This window comes from Polaromonas sp. P3_B1, assembly GCF_056402935.1.
The window spans coordinates 13846-35061 of sequence record NZ_JBFUGK010000008.1 but is presented as its reverse complement, the minus strand read 5'-3'; the positions used below and the strand labels follow the sequence as shown (position 1 = coordinate 35061).

The 21216-nt window shown below is 62.2% G+C and carries 22 protein-coding genes and 1 tRNA gene; 1 reads left to right on the top strand and 22 read right to left on the bottom strand.

Going from position 1 to position 21216, the window contains the following annotated elements; all coding sequences use genetic code 11:
• Position 1: 1 nt before the first annotated feature.
• Positions 2–448, top strand: a complete 447-nt coding sequence (locus AC1DXS_RS06575) for a hypothetical protein (RefSeq protein ID WP_477736717.1) — start codon at positions 2–4, stop codon at positions 446–448.
• Positions 449–452: 4 nt separating this feature from the next.
• Here AC1DXS_RS06575 and AC1DXS_RS06570 read toward each other — a convergent pair whose 3' ends face one another.
• From AC1DXS_RS06570 to pnp, 22 genes are all read right to left on the bottom strand, one after another.
• Positions 453–968 (bottom strand): DUF1178 family protein, encoded by a 516-nt coding sequence (locus AC1DXS_RS06570; protein WP_477736716.1) that lies wholly within the window; start codon positions 966–968, stop codon positions 453–455.
• 21 nt (positions 969–989) lie between these two features.
• On the bottom strand, positions 990–1607 hold the full coding sequence (locus AC1DXS_RS06565) for an NUDIX domain-containing protein (RefSeq protein WP_477736715.1): 618 nt from the start codon (positions 1605–1607) through the stop codon (positions 990–992).
• Positions 1604–1906 (bottom strand): DUF2818 family protein, encoded by a 303-nt coding sequence (locus AC1DXS_RS06560; protein WP_477736714.1) that lies wholly within the window; start codon positions 1904–1906, stop codon positions 1604–1606. The genes AC1DXS_RS06565 and AC1DXS_RS06560 overlap by 4 nt, the downstream gene beginning before the upstream one ends.
• Complete coding sequence (gene nuoN / locus AC1DXS_RS06555; RefSeq protein ID WP_477736713.1) at positions 1903–3405, bottom strand: NADH-quinone oxidoreductase subunit NuoN; 1503 nt, start codon at positions 3403–3405, stop codon at positions 1903–1905. The genes AC1DXS_RS06560 and nuoN overlap by 4 nt, the downstream gene beginning before the upstream one ends.
• A 24-nt stretch (positions 3406–3429) precedes the next feature.
• A complete protein-coding gene (locus tag AC1DXS_RS06550) occupies positions 3430–4905 on the bottom strand; it encodes an NADH-quinone oxidoreductase subunit M (RefSeq protein ID WP_477736712.1) in 1476 nt (491 codons plus the stop codon).
• 30 nt (positions 4906–4935) lie between these two features.
• Positions 4936–6960, bottom strand: coding sequence for an NADH-quinone oxidoreductase subunit L (gene nuoL, locus AC1DXS_RS06545; RefSeq protein WP_477736711.1), 2025 nt, complete (start codon positions 6958–6960; stop codon positions 4936–4938).
• Between the two features lie 5 nt (positions 6961–6965).
• Complete coding sequence (gene nuoK, locus AC1DXS_RS06540; RefSeq protein WP_007864437.1) at positions 6966–7274, bottom strand: NADH-quinone oxidoreductase subunit NuoK; 309 nt, start codon at positions 7272–7274, stop codon at positions 6966–6968.
• Entirely contained in the window at positions 7271–7921 is a 651-nt protein-coding gene (locus AC1DXS_RS06535) for an NADH-quinone oxidoreductase subunit J (RefSeq protein ID WP_477736710.1), read from the bottom strand. Before AC1DXS_RS06535 ends, nuoK begins: the two co-directional genes overlap by 4 nt.
• Positions 7922–7959: 38 nt before the next feature.
• Positions 7960–8460 carry an NADH-quinone oxidoreductase subunit NuoI gene (gene nuoI, locus AC1DXS_RS06530; protein WP_007864440.1) on the bottom strand — a complete coding sequence of 167 codons (501 nt, stop codon included), beginning with the start codon at positions 8458–8460 and terminating at the stop codon, positions 7960–7962.
• A 3-nt stretch (positions 8461–8463) separates the two neighbouring features.
• Positions 8464–9537 carry an NADH-quinone oxidoreductase subunit NuoH gene (gene nuoH / locus AC1DXS_RS06525; protein WP_477713562.1) on the bottom strand — a complete coding sequence of 358 codons (1074 nt, stop codon included), beginning with the start codon at positions 9535–9537 and terminating at the stop codon, positions 8464–8466.
• The gene (gene nuoG / locus AC1DXS_RS06520; protein ID WP_477736709.1) at positions 9534–11690 is read right to left on the bottom strand and encodes an NADH-quinone oxidoreductase subunit NuoG; all 2157 of its coding nucleotides are present in this window, start codon (positions 11688–11690) and stop codon (positions 9534–9536) included. Before nuoG ends, nuoH begins: the two co-directional genes overlap by 4 nt.
• An 18-nt stretch (positions 11691–11708) precedes the next feature.
• A complete protein-coding gene (gene nuoF / locus AC1DXS_RS06515; RefSeq protein ID WP_007864447.1) occupies positions 11709–13103 on the bottom strand; it encodes an NADH-quinone oxidoreductase subunit NuoF in 1395 nt (464 codons plus the stop codon).
• Positions 13100–13594, bottom strand: coding sequence for an NADH-quinone oxidoreductase subunit NuoE (gene nuoE, locus AC1DXS_RS06510; RefSeq protein ID WP_477736708.1), 495 nt, complete (start codon positions 13592–13594; stop codon positions 13100–13102). Before nuoE ends, nuoF begins: the two co-directional genes overlap by 4 nt.
• A gap of 17 nt (positions 13595–13611) precedes the next feature.
• The gene (locus AC1DXS_RS06505) at positions 13612–14865 is read right to left on the bottom strand and encodes an NADH-quinone oxidoreductase subunit D (protein ID WP_074577082.1); all 1254 of its coding nucleotides are present in this window, start codon (positions 14863–14865) and stop codon (positions 13612–13614) included.
• A gap of 23 nt (positions 14866–14888) precedes the next feature.
• The gene (locus AC1DXS_RS06500; protein ID WP_477736707.1) at positions 14889–15497 is read right to left on the bottom strand and encodes an NADH-quinone oxidoreductase subunit C; all 609 of its coding nucleotides are present in this window, start codon (positions 15495–15497) and stop codon (positions 14889–14891) included.
• Positions 15498–15500: 3 nt separating this feature from the next.
• Positions 15501–15980: a NuoB/complex I 20 kDa subunit family protein gene (locus AC1DXS_RS06495; RefSeq protein ID WP_007864469.1), complete on the bottom strand. Its 480-nt coding sequence runs from the start codon at positions 15978–15980 to the stop codon at positions 15501–15503.
• 61 nt (positions 15981–16041) lie between these two features.
• Positions 16042–16401, bottom strand: coding sequence for an NADH-quinone oxidoreductase subunit A (locus tag AC1DXS_RS06490; RefSeq protein WP_007864471.1), 360 nt, complete (start codon positions 16399–16401; stop codon positions 16042–16044).
• A gap of 99 nt (positions 16402–16500) precedes the next feature.
• Positions 16501–16585, bottom strand: a tRNA-Leu gene (locus tag AC1DXS_RS06485).
• 115 nt (positions 16586–16700) lie between these two features.
• Positions 16701–17120, bottom strand: coding sequence for a preprotein translocase subunit SecG (secG, locus tag AC1DXS_RS06480; RefSeq protein WP_007864475.1), 420 nt, complete (start codon positions 17118–17120; stop codon positions 16701–16703).
• A 33-nt stretch (positions 17121–17153) separates the two neighbouring features.
• Positions 17154–17924, bottom strand: a complete 771-nt coding sequence (gene tpiA, locus AC1DXS_RS06475) for a triose-phosphate isomerase (protein WP_477736706.1) — start codon at positions 17922–17924, stop codon at positions 17154–17156.
• A 7-nt stretch (positions 17925–17931) separates the two neighbouring features.
• Positions 17932–18918: an NAD(P)H-quinone oxidoreductase gene (locus AC1DXS_RS06470; protein ID WP_477736705.1), complete on the bottom strand. Its 987-nt coding sequence runs from the start codon at positions 18916–18918 to the stop codon at positions 17932–17934.
• Positions 18919–18994: 76 nt separating this feature from the next.
• Positions 18995–21112 (bottom strand): polyribonucleotide nucleotidyltransferase, encoded by a 2118-nt coding sequence (gene pnp / locus AC1DXS_RS06465; RefSeq protein WP_477736704.1) that lies wholly within the window; start codon positions 21110–21112, stop codon positions 18995–18997.
• Positions 21113–21216: the final 104 nt, after the last annotated feature.

The following is a 21216-nucleotide window of genomic DNA, read 5'->3' as shown; positions in this document are numbered from 1 at the left end:
GATGGCCGCTTTTCGCCAGCCCGCGGCCGCATTGTTTCTGGGCGCCGTGGTGGCAGCACTCGCTGCGCTGCTGGGGCCTTTGCTCGACGGCCCGGCCATCGCGCGCTGGTCCGTGCAAAGCTATGAGGACGAAAACCTGCGCGCCGCCTTCGCGCTGATCGCCATCCGCCACCTGCCAATTTTCTTGCTCGCGGTGGCGGCCGGCAATGCGGTCTACAGGCTGCTCAAAAACACCTCGCTCGCCCTGGTGGCGATCAGCAGCCTGCCGTGGCTGATCTATGTCGTCGTGACCGGCACCCTGGACTCCATGGCCGTCGGCGAAAGCCCATTCAGCTGGGTAAGTTATGAGCCGGCCTATTTCATCTGGCCGCATTTTGTCGCCATACCGCTGGGGCTTTATGCGGCGAGCCGCATGGTGCGGCGCCGCCGGATGGCAGTGCCCAGTTGAGCCGTTACTGCAGCGTTTCCTTGACCGCCGCCGGCAGCGGCAAAGGCACCACCTCGATGCCTTCCTCCAGCAACTCAACGGTTTCACGCATGCTGGCCTGGCCGCGTATGCTGCGCGCTTCCTGCTCGCCGTAGTGCATGCGGCGCGCCTCGTCGGCAAAGCGCGTTCCCACATCCTCGGTATTGGCGATCACATGGCGCAAGGCCTGCAGGAATGCGGCTTGCTGCGCCTGGTTGGCGCCGGCCGGCATTCCGGTGGCGGTGGTCATGTTGCGCGCCGTGGTGCCTTCCTCTGCATTCACGGCAGTGGAGGACGAGGGGGATTGTTTTGCGCCGGCATCCGGGTCCTGGCGGCCGCCGAGATTCAGTCGCGGTGCGCTCGGGAGTTTTTGCACGCTTTTGTCGGCGCACAGGGGGCATTCGACCAGGCCGCGCGACAGCTGGCTCTGGAAATCGTCTTCGGACGCAAACCAGCCTTCAAACGCATGCTGGTGCGAACACTGGAGATTCAGGACCTTCATGGGCGGATTATCGCCGGGGAGTCAGGCAATGGCGGGCTGCCAGTCCAAAGCCCATGCGCCCGACAACACGTTTTGCAGCCACAAAGCGCCTGTGAGCGTCTTCGCGTCGGTCACGCGGCCGTCCGCACAGCAGGCCAGCAACTCGGCGGGGGTGGCGGTAAACACATCGAGGAACTCTCCGGCGTCGAGCTTGCGGGCGCCCTGGACCAGTCCACGCGCAAACCAGATATCGATGAACTCCGTCGAATAGGAGATCACCGGGTGCAGCACACCGGCACGCGCCCATTCGCGTGCGGTGTAGCCGGTTTCCTCCAGCAACTCACGCTGGGCGCAGGCCAGCGAACCCTCGCCCGGGTCCAGCTTGCCCGCGGGAAACTCGACCATGACGGCCTGCACGGGGTAGCGGTATTGGCGCTCCAGCACCAGGCGGCCGTCGTCGCATTGGGCGACGATCATCACGGCGCCGGGGTGGATGATGTATTCGCGCGTCGCCTGCGTGCCGTCGGGCAGGCCGACGGTGTCGCGCATGGCATGGAGGAAATTGCCCTTGAGGATTTCCGTGGAAGCCAGCCGGGTCTCCACAAGGTGCGCATCGGCCGCCTTGCCGGTTTCAGCGCCGTCCGGTACGGCTTTCTTCATGGCCGGTGCTTGAACAGGTAACGCCAGGTGAAACCGGGAAAAGCGAAGGTGATGAAGAGCGCACCGGTGATGGCGTAAAACTCCCAGCCCTGTGGCGCGATCTGGCCGGTACGCTGCTCAAGATAGAGGCCCAGGCCTCCAATGAGGAAGTACCAGACGACCATCTCACCCAGCCGGATCGCGAGGTTTTTGGGCTGCTTGAGCGCGTAGACCGCGAACAGGCGGTTGCTGATGAATGGCAGGTTGGCCGCCAGCAAGGCCAGCAACACCACCAGCCAGACCGAAGCCGTTTGCGTCATGAGCCCAGGGACTTGACGATGCTGCTGATCGACTGGGCGCACAGTGTCATCAAGCCGCCGGGCAGCATGCCCAGGATCAGGATGAGAGCGCCGTTGATCGCGAGCACCACCTTGGCATCCGTCGGTCCGGAGACCGGCTGGGCATTGTGGGCCAGCGGCGCATCAAAGTACATGACCTTGACCACGCGCAGGTAGTAGAAAGCGCCGACCAGCGACATGACCACGGCGAAAACAGCCAGCACGACATAGCTGGTTTGCTGCGACGAGATCAAAGCCTGCAGCACGGACAGCTTGGCATAAAAGCCGACCAGCGGCGGCAAACCGGCCAGCGAGAACATGCAGATGGCCATCACGCCCGCGTACAGGGGGCTACGCTGGTTCAGGCCGGCCAGATCGGCGATGTCCTCGGATTCATGGCCGGCCCGTGCCAGCAGCATGATGATGCCGAAGGCGCCAAGCGTGGTGAGCACATAGGTCAGGGCGTAGAACATGGCCGCGCTGTAGGCGGACTCGGTGTTGAGTTCGTTGCCGTTGACCACGCCGGCCAGAAGGCCGAGCAGCAGGAAACCCATCTGGGAGATGGTCGAGAAGGCCAGCATGCGCTTCAAGTTGGACTGGGCGATGGCGGCCAGATTACCTATCAGCAGCGAGCCTATCGCCATCAAGGCCAGCATCTGCTGCCAGTCGATCGCCAGCGGCAACAGGCCCTCGACCAGCAGGCGTATGCAGATCGCAAAGGCAGCGAGCTGCGGCGCGCCGCCTATCAGCAGCGTCACCGCCGTGGGCGCGCCCTGGTAAACGTCCGGCAGCCACATGTGGAAAGGCACGGCCCCCAGTTTGAAGGCCAAGCCGGCCACGATGAAGACGAGGCCGAAAATCAGCACCTGGTGCCTGACCTGGCGGCTGGCAATGGCATTGAACACTTCGTTGAGGTCCAGCGAGCCAGTCGCGCCGTACAGCATCGACAGGCCGTAAAGCAGGAAACCCGAGGCCAGCGCGCCGAGCACGAAATACTTCATGGCCGCTTCGGTGGCGATGGCGTTGTCGCGGCGCAGGGCCACCAGCGCGTAGCTGGACAGCGTAAGCAGCTCCAGCCCCATGTAGATCACCAGGAAGTTGTGGCCCGAGATCATCGCGAACATGCCCAGCAGGGCGAACAGGCTCAGCGTGAAGAATTCACCGCCGCGCAGCATCTCGCGGTCAGCCGCGTAGGGCCGGCCGTACACCAGCGTGATCATCACGGCAATGCAGGCAAAGCACTTGAGCCAGGCGCCCATGGGGTCGACGACCACCATGTTGCCGAAGCCGTAGAAGGTCTGCCCGCCCACCGCATAGGCGGCTTCCATGGCGGCCACCGCGGCCAGCGTCAACAGCGTGAGCACATAGGTCAGCGTGCGCTGGGGCGTCTTCACGCCCAGGTCCACCAGCGCGATCACGCAGGCCATGGTGAGGAGTACGAGTTCGGGGTAAACCGAGATCCAGGAGAGTTTGTCTATCATCTGAATTCTTTGTAGTGGTCAGCTTCAGTTCAGCTTGGAGACCGCGACATGCTTGAGCAAGTCGGCGACCGACGTGTTCATCACGTCCGTGAACGGCTTGGGATAGATACCCATGAACAGCACGGCGATGGCCAGCAGCGCCAGCATCAGGAACTCGCGGCTGTTGATGTCGGTGAGCGCCTTGACGTCCTCATTGGCCACGGGGCCGAGATAGACGCGCTTGTACATCCACAAGGTATAGGCTGCACCAAAAATCAGCGCAGTGGCCGCCGCTCCGCCGATCCAGAAGTTGTATTTGACGGCGCCCAGGATCACCATCCACTCGCCGACAAAACCGGCTGTGGCCGGCAGGCCGCAGTTGGCCATGGCAAAGAGCAGCGCGAAGGCCGCGAACTTGGGCATGGTGTTGACCACGCCGCCGTAGCTGGCGATTTCGCGAGAGTGGACGCGGTCATACAGCACGCCGATGCACAGGAACATCGCGCCCGACACAAAACCGTGGGCAATCATCTGCACGATGCCGCCGGAGACGCCGAGGTCGTTGAAGATGAAAAAGCCGAGCGTGACAAAACCCATGTGGGCCACCGATGAATAGGCCACCAGCTTTTTCATGTCCTGCTGCACCAGGGCCACCAGGCCGACGTAGACGACGGCGATCAGCGACAGCGCGATCATGAGCCAGGCCCATTCATGCGCGGCATCCGGCGCGATGGGCATGGAGAAACGCAGGAAACCGTAAGCCCCCAGCTTCAGCATGATGGCCGCCAGCACGGCGGAGCCACCCGTGGGCGCCTCGACGTGCACGTCGGGCAGCCAGGTGTGGACCGGCCACATCGGCACCTTGACGGCAAAGGCCGCGAAGAAGGCGAAGAACAGCAGCGTCTGTATCGTGCCGCCCAGCGGCAGCTTGTGCCAGGTCAGGATGTCGAAGCTGCCGCCCGACTTGTTGTACAGGTAAATCAACGCCACCAGCATCAACAGCGAGCCGAGCAAGGTGTAGAGAAAGAACTTGAAGGCCGCGTAAATCTTGTTGGGACCGCCCCAGATGCCGATGATGAGGTACATCGGGATCAGCGTGGCTTCAAAGAACACGTAGAACAGGATGCCGTCCAGCGCCGAAAACACGCCGATCATGAGCCCGCTCAGGATCAGGAAGGAAGCCATGTACTGGTTCACGCGCGTCGTGATGGCTTCCCAGCTGGCGATGACGACCACCACGTTGATGAAGGCCGTGAGCAGCACGAACCACAGCGAGATGCCGTCCACGCCCACGTGGTAGTTGACGTTGAAGCGCTGGATCCAGCCGGCCTTCTCCACGAATTGCATGGCCGAAGTGCCCAGCTCGAAGCCGCTGTACAAAGGCAGCGTGACCAGGAAACTGACGACCGCGCCTATCAGCGCGACCCAGCGAACGCTGCGCGCCTGCTCGTCACGGCCCAGCGCCAGCAGAACCACACCGAAAACAATCGGTGTCCAGATCGCAAGACTCAACAAACCCATTCTTGTTCTTCCTTGATTTTGTTGAACTGATCAGCGATTGAGCCAGACGAAATACGTCATCAACACAAACACGCCAACAATCATGCCGAAGGCATAGTGGTAGATGTAACCAGACTGCAACCGGCGCACCACGCCGGAGACCCAGCCGACCACTTTCCAGGAGCCGTTGACCAATGCGCCGTCGATCAGCTTCTGGTCGCCGCCCTTCCAGAGCGCGGTGCCGAGCAGGCGGGTGCCGCGGGCCAGCACGTTTTCGTTGAACCAGTCGAAGTAGTACTTGTTGTCGAGCAGCGTGAACACGGGCATGAACATGCGCTTGATCGCGGCCGGCAGGGCCGGGTTGACCATGTACATATACCAGGCCAGCACCGAGCCGCCCAAGGCCAGCCAGAACGGTGGCGCCATCAGGCCATGCAAGGCCATCTGCGCCGGCCCGTGGAACAACTCCTTGAGTTCTTCCATGGCGTGGTGTTTTTCAAGGTTCACGAAGATGGCGTCCTTGAAGAACCCGCCGTACAGCATGGGCTCTATCGTCATGAAGCCGATCACCACCGACGGAATCGCCAGCAGGATCAACGGCACCGTCACCACCCAGGGGGATTCGTGCGGTTCATGGTGTTCGCCATGGTGGCCGTGGTCGTCGTGGCCATGGTGGTGCGCGTCGGGATTCTGGTCGAAGCGCTCCTTGCCGTGGAACACCAGGAAATACAGGCGGAAGGAATAAAAAGCCGTCACGAAGACGCCCGCCAGCACCGCGAAGTAAGCGAAACCGGCGCCCGCGAGGTGGCTTTCATGCACGGCTTCGATGATGCTGTCCTTGGAGTAGAAACCCGCGAACAAAGGCGTGCCTATCAGGGCCAGCGTACCCAGCAGCGAGGTGATCCAGGTGATGGGCATGTACTTGCGCACGCCGCCCATCCAGCGGATGTCCTGGTTGTGGTGCATGCCGATGATGACCGAGCCAGCCGCCAGGAACAGCAGCGCCTTGAAGAAGGCATGGGTCATCAGGTGGAACACCGCGACGGAATAAGCCGAAGCGCCCAGCGCGACCGTCATGTAGCCCAGCTGCGAGAGCGTTGAATACGCGACCACGCGTTTGATGTCGTTCTGGATGATGCCGAGAAAGCCCATGAACAGGGCCGTGATGGCGCCTATCACCATGATGAAGCTCAGCGCGGTGTCGCTGAGTTCGAACAGCGGCGACATGCGCGCCACCATGAAAATGCCTGCCGTCACCATGGTGGCCGCGTGGATCAGCGCGGAGATGGGGGTCGGGCCTTCCATGGAGTCGGGCAACCAGACATGCAGCGGAAACTGCGCCGACTTGCCCATGGCGCCAATGAAAAGGCAGATGCAGGCCACGGTGATCAGCATCCAGCCGGTGCCGGGGAATGTCAGCTTGGAGAGTTCTTCAGCCTTGGCAAAAGCCTCGCCGTAATTGAGCGTTCCGGCATAGGCGGCGATCAGGCCGATGCCGAGTATGAAGCCGAAGTCGCCCACGCGGTTGACCAGGAAGGCCTTCATGTTGGCGAAGATGGCGGTGGGTTTGTTGAACCAGAAACCGATCAGCAGGTAGGACACCAGGCCCACGGCCTCCCAGCCGAAGAACAGCTGCAGCATGTTGTTGCTCATCACCAGCATCAGCATGGAGAAGGTGAACAGCGAGATGTAGGCGAAGAAGCGGTTGTAACCCTCGTCTTCTTCCATATAGCCTATGGTGTAGATGTGCACCATCAGGGACACAAAGGTCACCACGCACATCATCATGGCCGTGAGGCCGTCGACCAGGAAGCCGATTTCCATCCTCAGGCCGCCGACGTTCATCCAGGTGTAAAGCGTTTCATTGAAACGCGCGCCGTCGATGGCCACGCTCTTGAGCGTCATCGCGGAAATAATGAAGGCCACCAGCACGCCAAGAATGGTGAGGCTGTGCGACAGGCGCCGGCCTATCCAGTTGCCGCCAAAAGAGGTGCCGAGGATACCGGCCGCCAGTGCGCCGGCCAGGGGTGCCAACGGAACGGCCAGCAGGGCCGATGCTGAGAGGGTTTGACTCATTTACTTTAGCCCTGGAGCGTGTTGAGTTCGTCGACGTTAATGCTGGACTTGTTGCGGAACAGCAGCACCAGGATGGCCAGGCCTATGGCCGATTCGGCCGCGGCGACGGTCAGGATGAAGAACACAAAAACCTGGCCGGCCATGTCGTTCAGGTAGTACGAGAAGGCCACAAAATTCATGTTGACCGCCAGCAGCATGAGCTCGATGGCCATGAGCAGCACGATCAGGTTTTTGCGGTTCAGGAAGATGCCGATGACCGACAGCGCGAACAGCATCGCGCCCAGCGAAAGAAAATGTCCCAGGGTGAGCGTCATGCCTTCTTCTCCTCGGCGGGTACAGCCGCGACAACCGGCGCTGCGGCCACGACGGATTTCATCTTGACCAGGCTCACGCGATCCGAGCGCTTGACCCGGATTTGCTCGGATGGGTTCTGGTATTTAGAGTCCTTGCGCGCGCGCAGGGTCAGCGCGATGGCGGCAATGATCGCCACCAGCAGGATCACCGCGGCGACTTCCAGCGGATACAGGTATTCGGAGTACAGCAGCTTGCCGAGCTCCTTGGTGTTGGAAAGCTGCGCGCCTATCTGACCCGCGCCGGCCGCAACCTTGGGCGGCTCACGAAAGCCGCCCATCAGCACGTAGGACATTTCCAGCGCGATGATGGCGCCGACGGAGCCGGCCAGCGGGAAATGCTTCCAGAAGCCCTTGCGCACGCTGTCGATGTTGATGTCCAGCATCATCACCACGAACAGGAAGAGCACCATCACGGCGCCCACGTAGACCAGCACCAGCGTGATGGCCAGGAACTCGGCTTTGAGCAGGATCCAGACGGCGGACGCCTGGAAGAATGCCAGCACGAGGTACAGCGCCGCATGTACCGGGTTGCGCGCGGTAATCACCTTGAATGCCGCAAACAGCAGCACCGCGGCGAACACATAAAAAAGACCTGTTTTAGCGTCCATGTTGTTGTGGATTCTTTCTTGAGCCAGCGGCCTGGGGTTCAGCGGTACTTGGCATCCGCCGCGCGGTTGGCGGCAATTTCGGACTCATAACGGTCGCCCACGGCCAGCAGCATCTCTTTGGTGAAATACAGGTCGCCGCGTTTTTCGCCGTGGTATTCAAAGATGTGGGTCTCGACGATGGAGTCGACCGGGCAGCTTTCTTCGCAGAAACCGCAGAAGATGCATTTGGTCAGGTCGATGTCGTAACGCGAGGTACGGCGGCTGCCGTCTTCACGCACGTCGGATTCGATGGTGATGGCCATGGCCGGGCATACCGCTTCGCAGAGCTTGCAGGCGATGCAGCGCTCCTCGCCGTTGTCATAACGGCGCAGTGCATGCAGGCCGCGAAAACGCGGGCTCAGCGGGGTCTTTTCCTCGGGAAACTGGACCGTGATCTTGCGGCTGAACATGTACTTGCCGGTCAGGGCCATGCCCTTGAACAGCTCGGTAAGCATGAAGCTCGAAACAAAATCCTTGACGGAGGCTACAGCGGAAGACATGGTTTATTTCCAGATGTTGTAGGGCGTCTGCATCCAGGCGCCAACGACCACCAGCCAGACCAGGGTCACGGGGATAAAAATTTTCCAACCCAAACGCATGATCTGGTCATAACGAAAACGCGGGAAGGTGGCGCGCACCCACAGGAACATGGTGACCACGACAAAGGTCTTGGCGCCCAGCCAGATCCAGCCGGGGATGAAGCTCAGGGCTTCAACAGGCGGCAACCAGCCGCCCAGGAACATCAGCACGGCCAGGATGGCGACCAGCCACATGTTGGCGTATTCGGCCAGGAAGAACATCGCGAAGGCCATGCCCGAGTACTCGACCATGTGGCCGGCCACGATTTCGGATTCGCCTTCAACGACGTCGAAGGGGTGGCGGTTGGTCTCGGCCAGGCCGGAGATGAAGTACACGACAAAAATCGGCAACAGCGGCAGCCAGTTCCAGGACAGGAAGGTCCAGCCGCTGCTTGCCAGCATGCCCTTGCCCTGGCTCATCACGATGTCGGTCATGTTGAGGCTGCCCGACACCATGAGCACCACCACCAGGCAAAAACCCATGGCGATTTCATAACTCACCATTTGCGCCGAAGCGCGCATGGCGCCCAGGAAGGCGTATTTGGAGTTGGAGGCCCAACCCGCGATGATCACGCCATACACCTCCAGCGAGGTGATGGCCATGAGGAACAGCAGGCCCGCGTTGATGTTGGCCAGCGCGATCTCGGGGCCAAAGGGAATGACGGCCCAGGCGGCCAGAGCCGGCATGATGGTCATGATGGGGCCGAGCACGAACAGGCCCTTGCTGGCCGCCGTGGGAATGATGATTTCTTTGGTCAGCAGCTTGAGCGCATCGGCGATAGGCTGCAGCAGGCCGAAAGGCCCGACACGGTTGGGGCCCAGGCGGATCTGGGTAAAGCCGATGGCCTTGCGTTCCCACAGCGTGAGGTAGGCCACACAACCCATCAGCGGCGCCAGCACGCAGACGATCTTGATGAGCGTCCACAGTACGGGCCACACGGTGCCCGGCCAGATGCCGCCCATCAAACCCTGGCCGAAGGCGAAGATTCCGTCAATCATGCGCCTGCTCCTTCAAGCTGGGCTTGGAGGCCGGCGGCCTGGCGGGCATCAGCCGTGAGCTGCAGGGAGGTCGCGCGCCTGACCAGCCCGTCGAGCTGGTAGATGCCGGCCACGGCGGGCGCCTGGGCAGCAGCCGCCGACAGGTCGATACCTGCCTGGGTGCCGTTGCCCAGCTTGTCCGCGGGCAGCTGCGCCGCATCCGCGCCCGCGACTTGCTTGAGCACGTCTTGCGAGGATTCAAAGTCAAAGCCGGGCAAATCCAGCAGGTTGGCAAGCACACGCAGCACCTTCCAGGCCGGGCGCGTATCGCCCAGCGGCTTGACGACGGCGTGAAAACCCTGCACGCGACCTTCGGCGTTCACAAAGGTGCCGGGAGTTTCGGTGAAAGGAGCGATAGGCAGCAGCACGTCGCTGAAAGCCATGTTGGCCTTGAAGGGGCTCAGTGTCACGACCATTTGCGCGGTGTTGAGCGAGGACTTTGCCCTGGCGCCCGCGGCCGAATCAAACTCGGGTTCGTTGTTGAGCAGGATCACGGCCTTGAGCTGGCCGTCCAGCATCTGGCCGGCATGCAGGCCCTTGCCGGCAGGCAAGGCGCCGGCGAGCTGGGCGCCCACGGTGTTGGCCGCTTCGGTGAGATAGCCCACGCTGGCGCCGGTCTGCGCGCCAATCCAGTTGGCAAGCGCCAGCAGGCTGGAGGCCTTGGCATGGTGCGCCGCGGCATTGCCCAGCAAAATGGCTTTGCGCTCGCCACCCAGCAGAGACTTGGCGATGGCCTTGGCGGCATCGGTGGCCTGGCCGGCTGCCGGTGCCGTAACGCCCTTGTCGGCGGCAATTGCGGCGGCCACATCGGCCAGGGCCTGGGCCCAGGCTTCAGGCGCTGCGAGCAGCGTATTGGCGACGGGCATGGCCCAAGCATCGGCGTTTGCCAGTTCGGTCGCGGAATTGATGCTGCTGAGCGCCCCACCCTTGCGCACGGCCTGGCGTATGCGTTGTGCGAACAGCGGATGGTCTTTGCGCAGGTTGGAACCCACCACCAGCACACGCTGCAGTTGCGACAGCGAAGCGATGGATGTGCCCAGCCAACGTATGGCCGAAGGTGCGGCGAACTCGGCGTTGCGCAGGCGATAGTCGATGTTCTCGCTGCCCAGGCCGCGCATCAGGGAGGCGGCCAGGTAGAGTTCTTCGAGCGTGCTGTGCGGGCTGGCCAGGGTACCGATGCTGCCCGCGCCGTGGTCGGCCTTGATCTGCTTGAGGCCGTTGGCCACGTATTCAAGCGCGGTCTGCCAGTCGACAGTCTTCCACTCGCCGCCCTGCTTGAGCATGGGACTGGTCAAGCGTTCATCGCCGTTGAGGGCTTCATACGAGAAGCGGTCGCGGTCGGCGATCCAGCATTCGTTGATGTCTTCGTTCTCCAGGGGCACGACGCGCATGACCTTGTTGCTCTTGACCTGGACGATCAGGTTGGCGCCGGTCGAGTCGTGCGGGCTGACCGACTTGCGGCGCGACAGTTCCCAGGTGCGGGCGCTGTAGCGGAAAGGCTTGCTGGTCAGCGCGCCGACCGGGCAGATGTCGATCATGTTGCCGGACAGTTCGGAGTCCACCGACATGCCGACGAAAGTTTCGATCTCGGCGTGTTCGCCGCGGTGCGACATGCCGAGCTCCATCACGCCGGCCACTTCCTGGCCGAAACGCACGCAGCGCGTGCAATGGATGCAGCGGCTCATCTCCTGCATGGAGATCAGCGGGCCGACGTCCTTGTGGAAGACCACGCGCTTTTCTTCCTCGTAGCGCGATTCACTGCCGCCGTAGCCGACGGCCAGGTCCTGCAGCTGGCACTCGCCGCCCTGGTCGCAGATCGGGCAGTCCAGCGGGTGGTTGATCAGCAGGAACTCCATCACGCCCTTCTGGGCCTTGATGGCTTTGTCGTTCTTGGTGCGAACGATCATGCCCTGCGTGACGGGCGTGGCGCAGGCCGGCATGGGCTTGGGCGCCTTCTCCACGTCAACCAGGCACATGCGGCAGTTGGCCGCAATGCTGAGCTTCTTGTGATAGCAGAAGTGCGGAATGTAGGTGCCGGCTTTTTCGGCCGCATGCATCACCGTGCTGCCTTCAAGCACTTCCACCTTCTGGCCGTCGAGTTCTATTTCAACCATATTTTTTCTTTCCGCAGTTCAGGCTTGCGCGGCAGCCGAAACCGGAGCGTGGGAGACTTGTGGCTTGATCATGGCTTCAAACTCATGGCGGAAATGCTTGATCATGGCGCGCACCGGCATGGCCGCGGCATCGCCCAGCGCGCAGATGGTGCGGCCCTGGATGTTGTCGGCCACCGAGTTGAGCAGGTCCATGTCGGTCTGCTTGCCATGGCCGTTGTGGATGCGGTCCACGACGCGCCAGAGCCAGCCCGTGCCTTCGCGGCAAGGCGTGCACTGGCCGCAGGATTCGTGCATGTAGAAGTAGGACAGGCGCTTGAGCGACTCGACCATGCAACGGCTGTCGTCCATGACGATCACCGCGCCCGAGCCCAGCATGGAGCCGGCCTTGGCGATGGAGTCGTAGTCCATGGTGCATTCCATCATGATGGAAGCCGGCAGCACGGGGGCCGACGACCCGCCGGGGATCACGGCCTTGAGCGTGCGGCCCTTGCGCACGCCGCCGGCGAGCTCCAGCAGCTTGGAAAACGGCGTGCCCATGGGCACTTCATAGTTGCCCGGCAGTTCGACGTCGCCCGAGACAGAATAGATCTTGGTGCCGCCGTTGTTGGGCTTGCCGCATTCGAGGTAGGCCTGGCCGCCGTTGCGGATGATCCAGGGCACGGCCGCGAAGGTCTCGGTGTTGTTGATGGTGGTGGGCTTGCCGTAGAGGCCGAAGCTGGCGGGGAACGGCGGCTTGAAGCGCGGCTGGCCTTTTTTGCCTTCCAGCGATTCGAGCAGCGCGGTTTCTTCGCCGCAGATGTAGGCGCCGAAACCGTGCGAGGCATGGAGCTGGAAGCTGAAGCCGCTGCCGAAGATGTTGTTGCCCAGCAGGCCGGCGGCGCGCGCTTCTTCCAGCGCTTCTTCAAAGCGCTGGTAGGTCGCGAAAATTTCGCCGTGGATGTAGTTGTAGCCCACGCTGATGCCCATGGCATAGGCGGCGATCGCCATGCCTTCGATCACGCTGTGCGGGTTGTACTGCATGATGTCGCGGTCTTTGCAGGTGCCCGGTTCGCCCTCGTCCGAGTTGCAGACCAGGTATTTCTGGCCCGGGAACTGGCGCGGCATGAAGCTCCACTTGAGCCCCGTCGGGAAACCCGCGCCGCCGCGGCCGCGCAGGCTGCCGGCCTTGACTTCGGCAATCACCTGGTCGGGCGTCATGCCCTCGCCGCCATCCTGCTTGAGGATCTTGCGCAGGGCCTGATAGCCGCCGCGGGCTTCGTAGTCCTTGAGCCGCCAGTTGCTGCCGTTGAGGTCGGCCAGGATTTGCGGGTTGATGTGCCGGCCGTGGAAGCAGGTCTGCACGCCGGTGGCCGCGAACTGGGACAGCACGCTTTGCGCGGCTGCGCTGTTGGGAGACAAGGGTGCGAGCGTCATGGTTGCTTTGCCTCGGCGGATTTAAGGCCATCGATGAGCTGGTCCAGCTTCTCGTTGCTCATGAAACTGCACATGGTGAGGTCATTGACCAGCATCACCGGCGAATCGGCGCAGGCACCCAGGCATTCGGATTGCTGCAGCGTGAACAGGCCGTCGGCACTGGTCTCACCCATGGCGATGCCCAGTTTGTGCTCCAGGTGCTTGAGCGCCTTGGCGCCATCACGCAGTTGGCACGGCAGGTTGGTGCAGACGTTGAGCTTGTACTTGCCAACGGGACGCTGGTTGTACATGTTGTAGAAGGTGGTGACTTCATGCACGGCGATAGGCGCCATGCCGAGGTATTCGGCCACGAGTTTCTCACTCTCGGCGCTCACGTAGCCGTGCTCTTCCTGCAGGATGGTCAGGCAGGCCATGACGGCCGACTGCTTCTGGTCCGCGGGGTATTTAGCGACTTCGCGGTCGAAGCGCGCTCGGGTTTGTTCAGAAATCATGGGGGAAGCCATCCGGTTTAACGGTCAATCTCACCGAACACAATGTCCATGGTGCCGATCACGGCGACGGCGTCGGCAATCATGTGGCCGCGCGACATTTCGTCCATGGCCGCCAGGTGCGGGAAACCCGGCGGACGGATCTTCAGCCGGTACGGCTTGTTGGCGCCGTCGCTGACGATGTAGATGCCGAACTCGCCCTTCGGGTGTTCGACCGCCGCATAGGCTTCGCCTTCGGGCACGTGGAAGCCTTCGGTGAAGAGCTTGAAGTGGTGAATCAGCTCCTCCATGTTGGTCTTCATGGATTCGCGGTCCGGCGCGGCAACCTTGTGGTTGCTGGTGATCACGGGGCCGGGGTTCACGCGCAGCCAGTCCACGCACTGCTTGATGATGCGGTTGGACTGGCGCATTTCTTCGACGCGGACCAGGTAGCGGTCGTAGCAGTCGCCGGTCTTGCCGACCGGGATATCGAAGTCCATCTTGTCGTAGACGTCGTAAGGCTGCTGCTTGCGCAGGTCCCAGGCAAAACCCGAACCCCTGAGCATGGGGCCGGTGAAGCCGAGGTTGAGGGCGCGCTCGGGCGAGACCACGCCCACGCCGACGGTGCGCTGCTTCCAGATGCGGTTGTCGGTCAGCAGGGTTTCGTATTCGTCGACGTAGCCCGGGAACTTGTTGGCGAAGTCCTCGATGAAGTCGAGCAGCGAGCCCTGGCGGTTCTCGTTGAGCGCCGCGATGGCTTTGGCGTTCTTGACCTTGCTGACGCGGTACTGAGGCATGCTCTCGGGCAGGTCGCGGTAGACGCCGCCCGGGCGGAAGTAAGCTGCGTGCATGCGGGCGCCGGAGACAGCCTCGTACATGTCGAACAGCGCCTCGCGCTCGCGGAAGCAGTAAATCAGGATGTTCATCGCGCCGCAGTCGAAACCGTGCGCGCCCAGCCACAGCAGGTGGTTGAGCAGTCGCGTGATTTCGGCGTACATCACGCGGATGTATTGCGCGCGCACCGGCACGTCGACGCCGAGCAGCTTCTCGATGGCCAGGCAGTAGGCGTGCTCGTTGGACATCATGGAGACGTAGTCCAACCGGTCCATGTAAGGCAGCGACTGGATGTAGGTCTTGCTCTCGGCGAGCTTTTCGGTCGCGCGGTGCAAGAGGCCGATGTGCGGGTCGGCGCGCTGTATCACTTCGCCGTCAAGCTCGAGCACCAGGCGCAGCACACCGTGCGCCGCTGGATGCTGCGGCCCAAAGTTAAGCGTGTAGTTTTTGATTTCAGCCATGGGGTATCTTTTTTCGACTCTGCTTACTGCAGGCCGCCGTAGTTGTCTTCACGGATCACGCGGGGAGTGATCTCACGCGGCTCTATGGTGACCGGCTGGTAAATCACACGCTTTTGCTCGGGGTCGTAGCGCATCTCCACATGACCCGAGGTCGGGAAGTCCTTGCGGAAAGGATGGCCGATGAAACCGTAGTCGGTCAGGATGCGGCGCAGGTCGTTGTGGCCTTCAAAGATGATGCCGTAGAGGTCGAAGGCCTCGCGCTCGAACCAGTTGGCCGAATTCCAGATGCCGTTGAGCGAATCCACCACAGGGAAATCGTCGTCGGGGCAGAACACCTTGAGGCGCACGCGCTGGTTGAGGCTGACCGACAGCAGATGCGACACCACGCAGTAGCGCAGGCCGTCGTACTGGCCGTCCCGGTACTCGGAATAGTCGACGCCGCAGAGGTCGATCAGTTGCTCGAAGCGGCAGCCGGGCGCATCGCGCAGCTGGGTGGCGGCCGCCAGGTAGTCGGCGGCGGAGACAGTGAGGGTGATCTCACCGAGCGCGATGTTCAGGCTTTTGACCTTGTCGCCGAGGACGGCGCGAATCGTTTCGGCGAGTTGCTCCATGGACACAGGAGAAGAGGACATGTTTTATGCCCTCGCAATCGTGTTGGTGCGGCGGATTTTCTGCTGCAGCTGGATGATGCCGTACATCAGCGCTTCGGCTGTGGGCGGGCAGCCCGGCACATAGACATCCACCGGCACGATGCGATCGCAACCGCGCACCACGGAATAGCTGTAGTGGTAGTAGCCGCCGCCGTTGGCGCATGAGCCCATGGACAACACCCAGCGCGGCTCCGACATCTGGTCGTAGACCTTGCGCAGCGCCGGACCCATCTTGTTGCACAGTGTGCCGGCCACGATCATCAGGTCGGACTGGCGCGGGCTGGGACGAAACAACATGCCGAAGCGGTCCAGGTCGTAGCGCGCCGCGCCGGCATGCATCATTTCGACGGCGCAACAGGCCAGGCCGAACGTCATGGGCCAGAGCGAACCCGTCTTGGCCCAGTTCACCACCGAGTCGTAGCTCGTGGTCATGAAGCCTTCGTTGAAAACACCTTCAAGTGACATACCCGTACCTTTGTGGCGAGAGCCGCCCTAGCCTTAGAGAACCCTCGGGATTCTTATCTTCTTATTCCCAGTCCAGCGCACCCTTTTTCCACTCGTAGACGAAGCCCACGACCAGAATGCCCAGGAAAATCATGACCGACCAGAAACCGACGGGGCCGATTTCCTTGAGCGCGACTGCCCAGGGAAAGAGGAAAGCGATTTCGAGGTCAAACAGAATGAAGAGGATGGCGACCAGGTAGTAGCGCACATCGAATTTCATGCGGGCATCTTCGAAAGCCTCGAAGCCGCATTCGTAAGGGGAGTTTTTTTCGCTGTCGGGGCGCACGGGGCCCAACAAACGCCCCAGCACCTGGGGCACCACGCCGACACCCACACCAACCAGAATGAACAGGAGAACAGGAAGGTATTGATCGAGGTTCATCGTGGATTCAACTTCTGAAAAGCCACCCGTGAGGTTTGTTTCAGCTTGCCGTTTGAGCCGACAGCATCGCCGGAGCGCTGCCACCGATGCTTGTCAATCTGGTGCGGACGGCGAGACTCGAACTCGCACACCTTTCGGCACTACCCCCTCAAGATAGCGTGTCTACCAATTTCACCACGTCCGCGGTATTTAACTGACTGGATGGCATGAGGAAACCTTGCGGTTTTGGCTTTCCAGGCAGTCTCAGAGTTTACCCTGAAATACCGCCTCTCCCGACGAGAGGCGGCAGCAAAATCACGTTATTTCGTCGGGATTTGCGCGGCGCCCGATGCGGCGGGCGCGGGCGGTGCAGGCACTGCTGCGCTGCCGCTCGCTGGGGCCGTCGTCGCAGGAATCTGGGCCGCACCGGATGCCGCGCCGGCTGGAGCCGGCGCCGTCACTGCTGCGCCTTCCAGAACACTGGAGCCGCTGCGCGGCAGCGAGCTGCCGCCGAAGTAAGCGAGCAGCAAGGTGCATGCAAAAAACAAGGCGGCGAGGACACCGGTGGTGCGCGACAGGAAGTTGGCGCTGCCGCTGGCACCGAACAGGCTGCCCGAGCCGCCGCTGCCGAAGGCTGCGCCCATGTCGGCACCCTTGCCATGCTGCACCAGGATCAGGCCAATCATGCCGAGCGCCGAGAGCATTTGCACGGCGAGGACAATGGTCAATACAACGTTCATACTTACTCCTAAATTAATAGCGTTCTGCACCCGTTACTTGCGGGCTGCAGCAATGATGGTCAAGAAATCGGGGGCTTTGAGCGAAGCGCCGCCTATCAGGCCGCCGTCGATGTCGGGCTGGGCCAGCAGCGCTGCCGCATTGGCGGCGTTCATGCTGCCGCCGTACAGGATTTTCACACGCGCGAACTGGTCCGTAGCCGCCTTCAGCTGGGCACGCAACACGGCGTGCACGACCTGGGCTTCTTTGGGTGAGGCCGTCTTGCCGGTACCTATGGCCCATACAGGTTCATAGGCCACGACAATCTCGCTGATGCAGTGGCCGTTGGTGTGAATCACCGCGGCCAGCTGGCGCTTGACGACTTCTTCGGTGTGGCCGGCTTCGCGCTCGGCCAGCGTCTCACCCACGCAGACGATGGGCGTGATGCCCGACGCCAGTGCGGCCTTGGCCTTGTCGGCGACCAGCGCATCGCTTTCGCTGTGGTACTGGCGGCGCTCTGAATGGCCGACGATGACGTAGCGCACGGTCAGCTCTTTGAGCATCGCTGCCGAGACTTCGCCGGTGTAGGCTCCAACCTCATGCGCGGACACATCCTGCGCCCCCAAAGAAATCATCGGGTTGCCGGATTCGTCACGGCTGCGGTCCTGGTAATCCTGCACCTGAACGAAGTAAGGGAAAGGCACGCAAACGGCAACGTCGCAGGCCGGCGGGCTCTGTTTCAAACCGGCAAGTAATGCTTCAAGCAAGGCTTGGTTTTGACCAAACCTGCCATTCATCTTCCAGTTTCCTGCAATGAGTTTTTTCATCTTTGGCTTACCAGGTCAAAACAATTTTGCCGATATGCAAATTCGACTCCATCAGCGCATGGGCCTTGGCCGCATCCGCTGCGGCAAAGGTGCTGTGGATCACGGGCTTGATGGCGCCGCGGGCAATCAGCGGCCAGACTTTTTCTTTCAACGCTTTTGCAATCGCCGCCTTGAACTCGACGGAGCGCGGGCGCAAGGTCGAACCAGTGATGGTGAGGCGCTTGCGCAGCACGAGGCCGGCGTTGATCTCAGCCTTGACGCCGCCCTGCACCGCGATGATGACGAGGCGGCCGTCCTCGGCCAGGCAGTCGATTTCACGCGTCACATAGCTGCCGGCCACCATGTCAAGAATGACATTGACGCCCTGCCCGTTGGTGAGCCGCTTCACCTCTTCGGCGAAATCGCTGCTTTTGTAATTGATGGCATGGTCCGCCCCCAGGGCGACGCAGGCCGCGCATTTGTCGTCGCTGCCGGCCGTGACCAGCACCGTGGCGCCCATCGCCTTGGCGATCTGGATGGCCGTGACGCCTATGCCGCTGGAGCCGCCCTGGATCAGCAGGGTTTCACCCGGCTGCAGATGGGCGCGCTCGAACACATTGCTCCAGACCGTGAAAAAGGTCTCGGGCAGCGATGCCGCCTCGATGTCGCTGAGGCCTTCGGGCACCGGCAGGCATTGCCCGACGGGCGCGACGCACAGCTCGGCATAACCCCCGCCGGCGACCAATGCGCAGACGCGATCACCAAGCTTCAGGCCGGCCGCAGCCATAGCCTTGGCATCACCGGAAACGATCACACCGGCGACTTCAAGGCCTGGAATATCGGAGGCACCTGGCGGCACCGGGTAGTTACCCATGCGCTGCAGCACGTCGGGGCGGTTCACGCCGCTGGCGTGCACGCGGATCACCACCTCGCCGGCACCCTCGGTGGGCGCCGGGCGGGCGCCCAGACGCAACACCTCGGGCGCGCCGTAGGAGGTAATTTCAACAGCTTTCATGGGCTATGCGGTTCGTTTGCACCGCCTGCGCCCGGCATCCGGTCGCTGGCGGCACAACTTGATGGCGCGTGGCGGATCAGCCGCGGTCCTGGTCCTGGGCCGGGCGGTCCAGCAAGGCCTTCATCGACAGCTTGACGCGGCCTTTTTCGTCGGTCTCAAGAACCTTGACCTTGACGATCTGGCCTTCGCTCAGGTAGTCGGTGACCTTCTCGACGCGCTCGTGGGCGATCTGGCTGATGTGCAGCAGGCCGTCCTTGCCGGGCAGCAGGTTGATCAGCGCGCCGAAGTCCAGGATCTTGGTGACCGGGCCTTCGTACACCTTGCCGATTTCGACTTCGGCGGTGATCTCGGCGATGCGGCGCTTGGCTTCATCAGCCTTGGCGCTGTCGTTCGAGGCGATGGTGATGGTGCCGTCTTCCTCGATGTTGATCTGCGTGCCGGTTTCTTCGGTCAGCGCGCGGATAACGGCGCCGCCCTTGCCGATCACGTCGCGGATCTTCTCGGGGTTGATCTTCATGACGTAGAGGCGCGGTGCGAAGTCGGAGACTTCGGCCTTGGCCTCGCCCATGGCTTCCTGCATCTTGCCCAGGATGTGCATGCGGGCTTCTTTGGCCTGGGCCAGCGCGACCTGCATGATTTCCTTGGTGATGCCCTGGATCTTGATGTCCATCTGCAGCGCGGTGATGCCGAAGGTGGTGCCCGCAACCTTGAAGTCCATGTCGCCCAGGTGATCTTCGTCGCCCAGGATGTCGGTCAGCACGGCAAAGCGGTTGTCTTCCTTGATCAGGCCCATGGCGATACCGGCCACGTGGGCCTTCATCGGAACGCCGGCGTCCATCAGCGAGAGGCAGCCGCCGCAGACCGAAGCCATCGACGAAGAACCATTGGACTCGGTGATTTCAGACACCACGCGCATGGTGTAGGGGAATTCTTCCTTGGTAGGCAGCACGGCGACCAGCGCGCGCTTGGCCAGGCGGCCGTGGCCGATTTCGCGGCGTTTCGGCGAGCCCACACGGCCGGTTTCGCCGGTAGCGAACGGAGGCATGTTGTAGTGCAGCATGAAGCGGTCTTCGTAGTCGCCCGACAGCGCGTCGATGCGCTGCGCGTCGCGTTCGGTGCCCAGCGTGGTCACGACCAGCGCCTGGGTTTCGCCACGCGTGAACAGTGCGGAACCGTGGGTGCGGGGCAGAACGCTGTTGCGGATTTCAATCGCGCGCACAGTGCGGGTGTCGCGGCCGTCGATGCGGGGCTCGCCGGCCAGGATCTGGCTGCGCACGATCTTGGCTTCGATGTCGAACAGCATGCCTTCAACCGCCACGCTGTCGAACGCGACTTCGTCGGCCTTGAGGGCAGCCATGACTTCCGAAGTCACCACGCGGCAAGCCTGGGTGCGGGCCTGCTTGGCGCGGATCTGGTAAGCGGCCTGCAGCTTGGCGGCAGCGAGTTCGTTGACCCTGGCGATCAGCGGTTCGTTCTTGGCCGGAGCTTGCCAGTCCCAAACCGGCTTGCCGGCGTCGCGCACGAGTTCATGGATCGCGTTGATGGCGATGTTGCCCTGCTCATGGCCGAACACCACGGCGCCGAGCATGATTTCTTCGGACAACTGCTGGGCTTCGGACTCGACCATCAGCACGGCGGCTTCGGTGCCGGCCACGACGAGGTCCATCTTCGAATCCTTGAGCTGGGTCTTGCCGGGATTCAGCACGTACTGGCCGTCGATGTAGGCCACGCGCGCGGCGCCGATGGGGCCGTTGAACGGGATGCCGGAAATCGACAGGGCGGCGCTCGAAGCGATCAGCGCGGGGATGTCGCCTTCGACTTCAGGGTTCAGCGACAGCACGTGGATCACGACCTGCACTTCGTTGAAAAAGCCCTCGGGGAACAACGGGCGGATGGGGCGGTCGATCAGGCGGGAGGTCAGCGTTTCGAATTCGCTGGGGCGGCCTTCGCGCTTGAAGAAGCTGCCGGGGATGCGACCGGCGGCATAGGTTTTTTCGAGGTAGTCGACCGTCAGGGGGAAGAAGTCCTGGCCGGGCTTGGCATCGGTCTTGGCGACCACGGTGGCCAGCACCACGGTGCCGTCCATGTCAACGACAACGGCGCCGCTGGACTGGCGCGCGATTTCGCCGGTTTCCATCGTGACCTTGTGCTGGCCCCATTGGAAGGATTTGGTGACTTTGTTGAAAATGCTCATGTTCTTATCTCCATTAAATTCACGCGCTTGAGGCAGCGCGGGAGGCCCGGAGCGGTGGCTGGCTGAACACGATGCCATTCCACAAAATGCCTGGGATCAGCGAT